The sequence below is a fragment of the Stenotrophomonas mexicanensis genome (assembly GCF_032911605.1).
Classification (GTDB): Bacteria; Pseudomonadota; Gammaproteobacteria; order Xanthomonadales; family Xanthomonadaceae; genus Stenotrophomonas; species Stenotrophomonas maltophilia_A.
In genome coordinates, this window is sequence record NZ_JAWJTG010000074.1 from 1 (window position 1) to 8995 (window position 8995).

At 67.7% G+C, this 8995-nt stretch carries 6 protein-coding genes; 2 read left to right on the plus strand and 4 right to left on the minus strand.

The genetic code is table 11. From position 1 onward, the window contains the following. Positions 1 to 99: 99 nt before the first annotated feature. From R1L06_RS20050 to olsF, 3 genes are all read right to left on the minus strand, one after another. Entirely contained in the window at positions 100 to 1167 is a 1068-nt protein-coding gene (locus R1L06_RS20050; RefSeq protein ID WP_317218573.1) for a metal-dependent hydrolase, read from the minus strand. A gap of 144 nt (positions 1168 to 1311) precedes the next feature. After that, on the minus strand, positions 1312 to 2112 hold the full coding sequence (locus R1L06_RS20055) for a UDP-2,3-diacylglucosamine diphosphatase (RefSeq protein ID WP_032129692.1): 801 nt from the start codon (positions 2110 to 2112) through the stop codon (positions 1312 to 1314). Next, positions 2109 to 3824 carry a bifunctional ornithine lipid synthase OlsF gene (gene olsF, locus R1L06_RS20060; RefSeq protein ID WP_180838324.1) on the minus strand — a complete coding sequence of 572 codons (1716 nt, stop codon included), beginning with the start codon at positions 3822 to 3824 and terminating at the stop codon, positions 2109 to 2111. The genes R1L06_RS20055 and olsF overlap by 4 nt, the downstream gene beginning before the upstream one ends. A gap of 336 nt (positions 3825 to 4160) precedes the next feature. Here olsF and metK point away from each other — a divergent pair, with 336 nt between their 5' ends. Further along, positions 4161 to 5372: a methionine adenosyltransferase gene (metK, locus tag R1L06_RS20065; RefSeq protein WP_010481882.1), complete on the plus strand. Its 1212-nt coding sequence runs from the start codon at positions 4161 to 4163 to the stop codon at positions 5370 to 5372. A 138-nt stretch (positions 5373 to 5510) separates the two neighbouring features. Further along, positions 5511 to 6017, plus strand: a complete 507-nt coding sequence (locus tag R1L06_RS20070) for an acyl-CoA thioesterase (RefSeq protein WP_049399791.1) — start codon at positions 5511 to 5513, stop codon at positions 6015 to 6017. A gap of 119 nt (positions 6018 to 6136) precedes the next feature. On the opposite strand, the gene ppc is transcribed toward R1L06_RS20070, so the two are convergent. Further along, positions 6137 to 8848 carry a phosphoenolpyruvate carboxylase gene (gene ppc / locus R1L06_RS20075; RefSeq protein WP_317218574.1) on the minus strand — a complete coding sequence of 904 codons (2712 nt, stop codon included), beginning with the start codon at positions 8846 to 8848 and terminating at the stop codon, positions 6137 to 6139. Positions 8849 to 8995 lie beyond the last annotated feature (147 nt).

The window sequence follows — 8995 nt, forward strand, 5'->3', positions numbered from 1 at the left end:
GATGCGACACTGCACCGCCGATGGAGGCAGTAGAGCCACGCCATGCGTGGCTGCCATCGCCGATGTCCGCGCCATCCACGCATGGCGTGGATCTACTGATCAATGCACGGCGCTGTGGTCGACCGCACCCGGCTGTGCTGCCGGCTCCTGCCAGATCCGCTGCCACATCGCGGCCAACCGGCGTCCGACGTCGGCGCGTGCAGCCGGGCTGCTGTAATCCACCCGCACCTGCTCGGGCGTGATCGCCCGCCACTGCCCATCAGCCTGCTCGGCCACCGCGAAGTTGAAGGTGTAGTCCGGTTCCAGCCCCATACGCAGGTCGCTCAGTACCAACCGGCCGTCCACCACCTGCGCACGCATGAAGCCACGGTTGAACCACGTCAGCTGCTGCACCGCCGGAATGGCCTGCGCTTCGCGCAAGGCCCGCACGTTGGATGCGTGGCCTTCGAACCGCATCGGCCCGTGGTCTGCCACCAGCGAGCGGTCGCCCACCACGTAGCCGTTCGGCGTCATTGCCACCACGCGCCACAGCAGGGTGTTGAACGGCATCGGCACCGAGAAGCGCGGCGCATCGCCCAGGCCCATCGCCGCCAGGCTCTGCTGGGCAGCACGGTCGACCTGCGCCTTGGCGATCAGGCCCCAACCCAGGTAGGCACTGCTGACCAGCAACGCCACACCCAGCACCTTGCCAGCCCAGGGGCGGGCGCGACCAAACCAGGCCAGCACGCAGCCCAGCAGCAGCCATACCGTGTAGCCGAGATCGATGATGAAGACACTGGAACCCATGGTCGGGTGTGGGCGCAGCGGCCACCACAGCTGGGTGCCGTAGACGGTGAACGCATCCAGCATGGGATGGGTGACCAGCGCCAGCTGGATCGCCCAGAACCAGCGCACCGGTGACTGGGCGACGCGGCCATTGCCGAAGCGCTTGAACAACCACCAGATCAGTGCCGCCACCCAAGGCAGCACCAGCAGCGAGTGGCTGAAGCTGCGGTGCTCGATCATGTTCGCCACCGGGTCGGCGGCAGTGAAGCCGAGCCACAGGGCGTCGAGGTCCGGCAGGGTGCCGAGCGCGGCACCGGCCAGCAGGGCCGCACGGCGATGTCCGGGCGGGGCGATGGCAGCAGCGACGGTGCCGCCGAGCACGATCTGGGTCAGGGAATCCATGGGCCGATGCTAGCGGCTTGCGGGCGTGCCGTCTTGATGGCACAGCCGCTCGCGCTCTTTTGTAGAGTCGAGCCATGCTCGACTGCTGTACGCGGGGCAGTCTGAGAAGAGCAGTCGAGCATGGCTCGACTCTACAAGAGTGGGTCAAGCCGCTTGCTTGATGCGCGCGCCCGGCAGTTCCACCAGGGTCTGGCCATTGTGGTCGAGCAGGCGCAGCGCGCCATCATGGTCTTCGGCCAGCGCGGTCAGGCTCTCCACCCAGTCGCCGTCGTTGGCGTAGACCAGGCCATCGCGCTCGATCAGCGCGGCGCGGTGGATGTGGCCACAGACGATGCCATCCAGTCCGCGCCGCCGCACGTCGTCCAGCCCGGCCTGCACGAAGCGTTCGATGTAGCGTTCGGCCGCACCGCTGCGCTTCTTCAGGAACTCCGACAGCGACCAGTAGCGCATCCCCAGCAGCCGCCGCACCGCATTCAACGCCTGGTTGCCGGTCAGGATGCGGTAGTACAGCCAGTCGCCGAACTTTTCCTGCAGGCCACCGAAGTGGGTCACGCCGTCGTACTCGTCCCCATGCGCGACCAGCAGGCGACGGCCATCGGCGGTCACATGGATGGCGCGGCGGCGCACCTGCATCGCTGGCAGCATCAGCCCGCACACGTGGCGCAGTGACGCGTCATGGTTGCCGGGGATGTAGACGATCTCGGTCCCGGCACGGCGCAGCGCGTGCAGGGCCTGGATGACTTCGCTGTGCGACTGGCGCCAGTTGGCGCGGCGATGCGCCATCCACCACAGGTCGATGATGTCGCCCACCAGGTACAACCGCTCGCAGCGCAGCTGCGAGAGGAACCGCGCCAGCTCGGTGGCATGGCAATGACGTGACCCCAGGTGCACGTCGGAGACGAACACTGCGCGCCGGTGCGGCGACAGGTTCGCCAGCGCGCTCATGCCGGCGCCCCCGCGTCGCGCAGGTAGCGTTTGCGCTTGTTCGGCCTGATCGCGCACAGGTCCACTTCAATCAGGCCGTCGATCGAATCACTGAAGTCCGGGTCGACACCGAAGGCAAGGAAACGGGCGCCACCGGGTTCGCACAGATCGGTGTACTGGCGGTACAGCGTCGGCACGCCGGTGCCGAGTGCGGCCAGGTTGGCCTTGAGCACATCGAACGCGGCACCTGCATCCAGCTCGCCGAAACTTGGCGGCGCGGCGAAGTACTGGAACGGGCGGTTCGATTCGGCCAGGCCGGCGGTACCGCTGTAGTAGCGCTGGTAGTACGCCACCAGCTGCTCGCGTGCATCGCGTGGCAGCGCTGCGCTGATCGACACGGCGCCGAACAGGTAGCGGATGCCGGGCCGGCACTGCAGGTAGGCGCCGATGCCCTGCCACAGGTAGTCCAGGCTGCGGCTGCCCCAGTAATCAGGCACCACGAAGCTGCGGCCCAGTTCCAGGCCTTCGGCGATGTGGGTGATGGCGTCGTCGGAATAGCGGAACAGCGATGCGCTGTAGAGCCCGGACAGGCCGTGCCGGGCCAGCGCGTGGGCACCACGCATGATCCGGTAGGCGCCGGCGATGCGCTGCGCGGCCGCGTCCCAGATCACGATGTGTTCGTACCGCGGATCGTAATCGTCCAGATCGCGGCTGCGCCCGGTGCCCTCGCCTACCTGGCGGAAGGTCAGCTCGCGCAGACGCCCCAGCTCCAGCAGCAGCGGCGAATCGGCAGTACAGGTCGCCAGCAGGATCTGCTTGCCGTCGGCGGTCTGGCCCAGCTGGGTCGCCGCGGCGATGCCTGCGGCCACCTGTGAAGGCGGCACCGGGGACGCCAGCGGCTCGGGGCCTGCTACGGCAGCTGCATCGCCCGCCGCCCCATTACGGCCCAGCGCATACAGCGCGCGGCGCACCGCCAGCAGCTGTGCGCCCGGGTCGCCGCCCTTGCCCAGCTGCATCGGCTCACCGATGCTCAGCCGCAGCGGACGGCCACGACGGGTGAACATCTCGCGCGCCAGCAGCGCGGTGCCCGCCGGCTTGAACAGGGTCGAGGCGCCGTAGAACAGCGCCGAGTTGCGCGCCTCCACACGCACCGGCAGCACCGGCGCGCCAGCGGCACGGGCAAAGCGGACGAAACCGCGCTGCCAGCGACCATCACGGATGCCGCGCAGCGACAGCCGCGAGACCTCGCCGGCCGGGAACACGATCACGCACTGCTCGGCGGCCAGCGCCTCTTCGACGGCATGCAGGCTGCCACGCTGGGCCTTGCCACCGAGGATGCGCACCGGCAGCAGCAGGTCCTGCAGTGGCGCGATTGCCCCCAACAGGTCGTTGGCCACGATCCGCACGTCACGGCGGATGCGGCCGACCGCGTCCAGCAGGGCGAGGGCATCCAGTGCCCCGGAGGGATGGTTGGCGACGATCAGCAGGCGGCCGGTGGCCGGGATCCTGGCCAGCGCGGCCGGGTCCACCTGGTACTGGCCGTCGATGAACTCCAGGCCGGCGGCGACGAAGCCGAAGCCACGCAGGCCTGAGCTGCGCTGCAGGAAGGCTTCGATCTGGTCCAGGCGCGACCAGCGACCGACGCTGCGCAGCAACGGCCGCGCCAGTTGGCCACGACGGCCATGGAACCAATCGGGGAAGCGTTGCTGGAGGCGCTGTTCAAGTTCCTGCATGGCGGATCCACTCATGCCCGGCGGCCGGATTGGCCGACAGCCTGCGCCCGGCAGGCGGCAGCCAGATGGCGGTTTTGGGGCAGAACGATGACGGCTGGCCGGTCCTGGGGCGGGCGAGGTGGCCCGCGCAGTCGGGGCCGGTAGCCGCCCGGTGCGTTGTCACGCTGGTGGAACACTGGACCTCGAGGCTGAGCCCCAATCCCGGCCGGACGGCCCCTGCCGGGCCTACGCGGGCTTAACCACCGGCAACCGGTACAGGTTCACAATGCACAGGCGGCGCACCCCGTGTATCATTCGCGCCCATCTTTCCATCCGAATCAAGGGATATTACGCCTGATGTCCAGCTATCTCTTCACCTCCGAGTCGGTCTCCGAAGGCCATCCGGACAAGGTTGCCGACCAGATCTCCGATGCGGTGCTGGACGCGATCCTGACCCAGGACCAGCGCGCCCGCGTGGCCTGCGAGACCATGGTCAAGACCGGTGTTGCCATTGTGGCCGGTGAGATCACCACCAGCGCCTGGATCGACCTGGAAGCGCTGACCCGCAAGGTCATCACGGACATCGGCTACGACAGCTCCGACGTCGGCTTCGACGGCGCCACCTGCGGCGTGCTGAACCTGATCGGCAAGCAGTCGCCGCACATCGCCCAGGGCGTGGATCGCAAGAAGCCGGAAGAAATGGGCGCTGGCGACCAGGGCCTGATGTTCGGCTATGCCACCAACGAGACCGACAGCTACATGCCGGCCGCGATCCACCTGTCGCACCGCCTGGTCGAGCAGCAGGCCAAGATCCGCAAGAAGAAGAACTCGCCGCTGTCGTGGCTGCGCCCGGACGCCAAGAGCCAGGTCACCCTGCGCTATGAAAACGGCGTGGTCTCGGCCATCGACGCCGTGGTCCTGTCGACCCAGCACGCCCCGGGCATCAAGCAGAAGGACCTCATCGAGGCCGTCCGCGAAGAGATCATCAAGCCGGTGCTGCCGGCCAAGTGGCTGCACAAGGGGACCAAGTTCCACATCAACCCGACCGGCAAGTTCGAGATCGGCGGCCCGGTGGGCGACTGCGGCCTGACCGGCCGCAAGATCATCGTCGACACCTACGGCGGCTGGGCCCGTCACGGTGGTGGCGCCTTCTCCGGCAAGGACCCGTCCAAGGTCGACCGTTCGGCGGCCTACGCGGCCCGTTACGTGGCCAAGAACGTGGTTGCCGCCGGCCTGGCCGACCGTTGCGAAGTGCAGGTCTCCTACGCCATCGGCGTGGCTGAGCCGACCTCGATCTCGGTCACCACCTTCGGCACCGGCAAGATCAGCGACGACAAGATCGAGAAGCTGATCCGCAAGCACTTCGACCTGCGCCCGTACGGCATCATCAAGATGCTGGACCTGGTGCACCCGATGTACCAGCAGACTGCGGCCTATGGCCACTTCGGCCGCAAGCCGAAGGAGTTCAGCTACCTCAACGGCGAAGGCGAGACCGTCAACGCCACGGCCTTCTCCTGGGAGAAGACCGACCGCGCTGCCGCCCTGCGCGCCGATGCGAAGCTGAAGTAAGAAACACGAAGGGCCGCTCACGCGGCCCTTCTGCTTCTGGTAGAGCCGGCCGCTGGCCGGCTTTTTCATGGCCTCCGGAAACAATCGCGTGGTTGCCGGCCAGCGGCCGGCACTACCGGTTGCCGATACAATCGCCCCATGTCGACCGAACTCAAAACCCACCAGCTGTCCATGACCGTGCTGATGTCGCCGGAGATGGCCAATTTCTCCGGCAAGGTCCACGGCGGCGCCATCCTGCGCCTGCTCGACCAGGTCGCCTACGCCTGCGCCAGCCGTTACGCCGGCAGCTACGTGGTCACCCTGTCGGTGGACCAGGTGATGTTCCGCCAGCCCATCGCGGTGGGCGAGCTGGTCACCTTCCTGGCCTCGGTGAATTACACCGGCACCTCGTCGATGGAGATCGGCATCAAGGTGGTGGCCGAGGACATCCTCAAGCGCAGCGTGCGCCACGCCAACAGCTGCTTCTTCACCATGGTGGCCGTGGATGAGGAGGGCCGGCCGACACCGGTGCCGTCATTGCAGCCGGTCACGTCGGACGAGAAGCGCCGCCAGGCAGCCGCATTGATCCGCCGCCAGCTGCGCCAGGAAATGGAGCAGCGCCATCTGGAACTGCTGGCGTCGAACCCGCCGTCGCCGGAAGAGTGAGGTAGTGCCGGCCGCTGGCCGGCAACCTCGCGCGTGCTGCCAGACATCATGAGGTTGCCGGCCAGCGGCCGGCACTACCATTTCGAGTTCGCCGGGCCATGCCCGGCGGATGCAGTGGGTCACCCGGTGTTCTGCACGCCCTGCGAAACACCGTTCACGCAGGCCACCAGCGCGCGCAGCAGGTCTTCATCCTCGCGCCCGCTTTCGCGCCAGCGCTGCAGCAGATCCACCTGCAGCACGCTGATCGGATCGACGTACGGATTGCGCAGGCGGATCGAAAGCGACAGCCGCGCATCGTGGTCGAGCAACGTCTGCTGGCCCATCAGCGCCAGCAACCAGTGCCGGGTCAGTTCCAGTTCGCGCTGTACCTGCGGGAAGAAGCGCCCGTGCAGGTCGCCCGACAACAGCGAGAACTGCTCGGCAATGGTGATATCCCCCTTGGACAGCACCATCGCGATGTCGTCCAGGAAGGTACGGAAGAACGGCCAGTCACGCGCCATCTCGCGCAGCGTCTGTTCGTGGCCAGCATCCACCGCCGCCTGCAGGCCGCTGCCCACCCCGTACCAGCCGGGAATGACTGCACGCGCCTGGCTCCAGGCGAATACCCACGGAATCGCGCGCAGGTTGCCCAACGCCGCGTCCTGGCCGAGCCGGCGCGACGGACGCGAACCCAGCGTCATCCGCTCGATCACGTCGATCGGCGTGGCCGTGCGGAAGTAGTCCATGAAGCCAGACTGGCCGACGAAGGCGCGGTACACCTCGCTGCTTGAGCCAGCGACCACATCCATCACCGGTCGCCACTCATCCTCGCGGGGTTCGGCAGCCCGCGGGCGGAGGCTGGCGCGCAGTACCGCGCCGGTGGCCTGTTCCAGCGAGCGCAGCGCCAGCGCACGGATGCCGTATTTGCGATGGATCACCTCGCCCTGCTCGGTCACCCGCAGTCGGCCATCGATGCTGCCGCGCGGCGAAGCATCCACCGCGTGCGTGGTCTTGCCGCCACCGCGGCTGATCGAACCACCACGGCCATGGAAGAAGGTCAGGCGGATGCCGGCCTCGGCCGCCACCTCCAGCAGTTCCACCTGCGCGCGTTGCAGGCCCCAGCGCGAAGCAGCAATGCCGCCGTCCTTGCTGCTGTCCGAATAGCCCAGCATCACCATCTGCACGTCATCGCGTGCATGCAGGTGTGCGCGGTACACCGGATCGGCCAGCAGGTCGCGCAGAGTCGCGGTGCCACGCTTGAGGTCGTCCACCGTCTCGAACAGCGGCGCGATATCCAGCGGCACCGAACCGCCCTCTTCCACCAGGCCGCCACGGCGTGCCAGCGCCAGCACGGCCAGCACGTCACTGCGGTCGTGTGCCATCGAGATGATGTAGCTGCCCAGCGCATCGCCACCATGGCGCGCACGCGCATCAGCCAACGCCGCAAATACCGCATCCAGACGCTGGTTGCCTTCGTCGTCGCCCTTCGGCAACGGCGCGTCACCACTGGCATGAGGCGCCAGCAGACGCGCACGCCCCACGGCATCGAGACTGTCCCACGCTGCGTCGCCGCCCAGCACGGTGGCCAGCGCGCGCGCATGCACGCTCGATTCCTGGCGCACGTCCAACCGTGCCAGGTGGAAGCCGAAGGTCTTCACCCGCCACAGCAGGCGCTGTACGGCAAAGCCACCGGCATGCTCACCACGGTTGGCGCGCAGGCTGTCGAGGATCAGCTGCAGGTCGTCGATCAGTTCATCGGGGCCGGCGTAGGCGCCTTCGCCGTCATCCAGCGTGGCCTGCAGGCGTGCACGCATGCGGTCATTGAGCAGGCGGTACGGCATGTCAGCATGGCGCGGGCGCGACTGCACCTGCGGCAGCAGCTGCTGGTAGTGCGCCACCCGTGCCTGCAGCGCATCGCTTACGCCCACCCGCTCGGTAGACTGGCTGAGCAGGCTGGCCAGCTGCAGCAGCTCCTTCTGGTAGCGCGCGAGTACCGCCTGCCGCTGCGCATCCAGCGTATTGCGGATGGTGGTGGCATCCACGTTCGGATTGCCGTCCATGTCGCCGCCCACCCAGGTACCGAAACGCAGCAGGCGCGGCAGCGGCAGTTCTTCGCCATAGGTATCGCGCAACGCCTGCTGCAGCGATTCGTACAGCACCGGAATCACCCGGTACAGCACCTGCACCAGATAGAAGCCGACGTGCTCGCGTTCGTCATCGACGGTGGGCCGCACCGGCGAGGAATCGGTGGTCTGCCACGAAGCGGTCAATGCCATGCGGAAGCGCGCGGCATCGGCGGCGGCCTCACCCGGCGTGCGCTGGCCGTCGAGATTGTCGACCAGGCTGGCCACCATCAACTGCTCTTTTTCCAGCAGCGCGCGGCGTACCGCTTCGGTCGGGTGTGCGGTGAACACCGGTTCAATGTCGATGCGTGGCAGCCACTGCGCCAGCTCGTCCAGGCCCACACCCTGCGCCTTCAGGTGCTGCAGTGCATCCTGCAGGCCATCGGGCTGCGCCCCTGCGGTACCGGCGCGCTGGTAGTCACGGCGACGGCGGATGCGATGCACGCGCTCGGCGATGTTGACCACCTGGAAGTAGGTGCTGAAGGCCCGCACCATGGTTTCGGCCTGCTGCGGCGTGCGCCCGGCCAGGCCATCGGCCAGCTCCGACAACGGCGCCTGGTTCTCGCGGCGGGCGATGGCGCGGGTGCGCACGTCTTCCACATCGTCGAGGAAGACGGCGGAGACCTGTTCAACCAGCAGGTCGCCAACCAGCGCGCCGAGCCGGCGCACATCATCGCGAAGCGGAAGATCGGGGGAAGCAAACTCGATGCTGCTGCGGTACTCGTTCATCGGCGACGCACAGGCCTCGGTCAACGGATCCAGACCCCAAGCCTAAACCAGAACGGGCATCGTGCTGCGATGCAAAAATGGTTTCATCTGGTAGTGCCGGCCGCTGGCCGGCAACCTCAGGTCGCGTGAGTCCATGAGGTTGCCGGC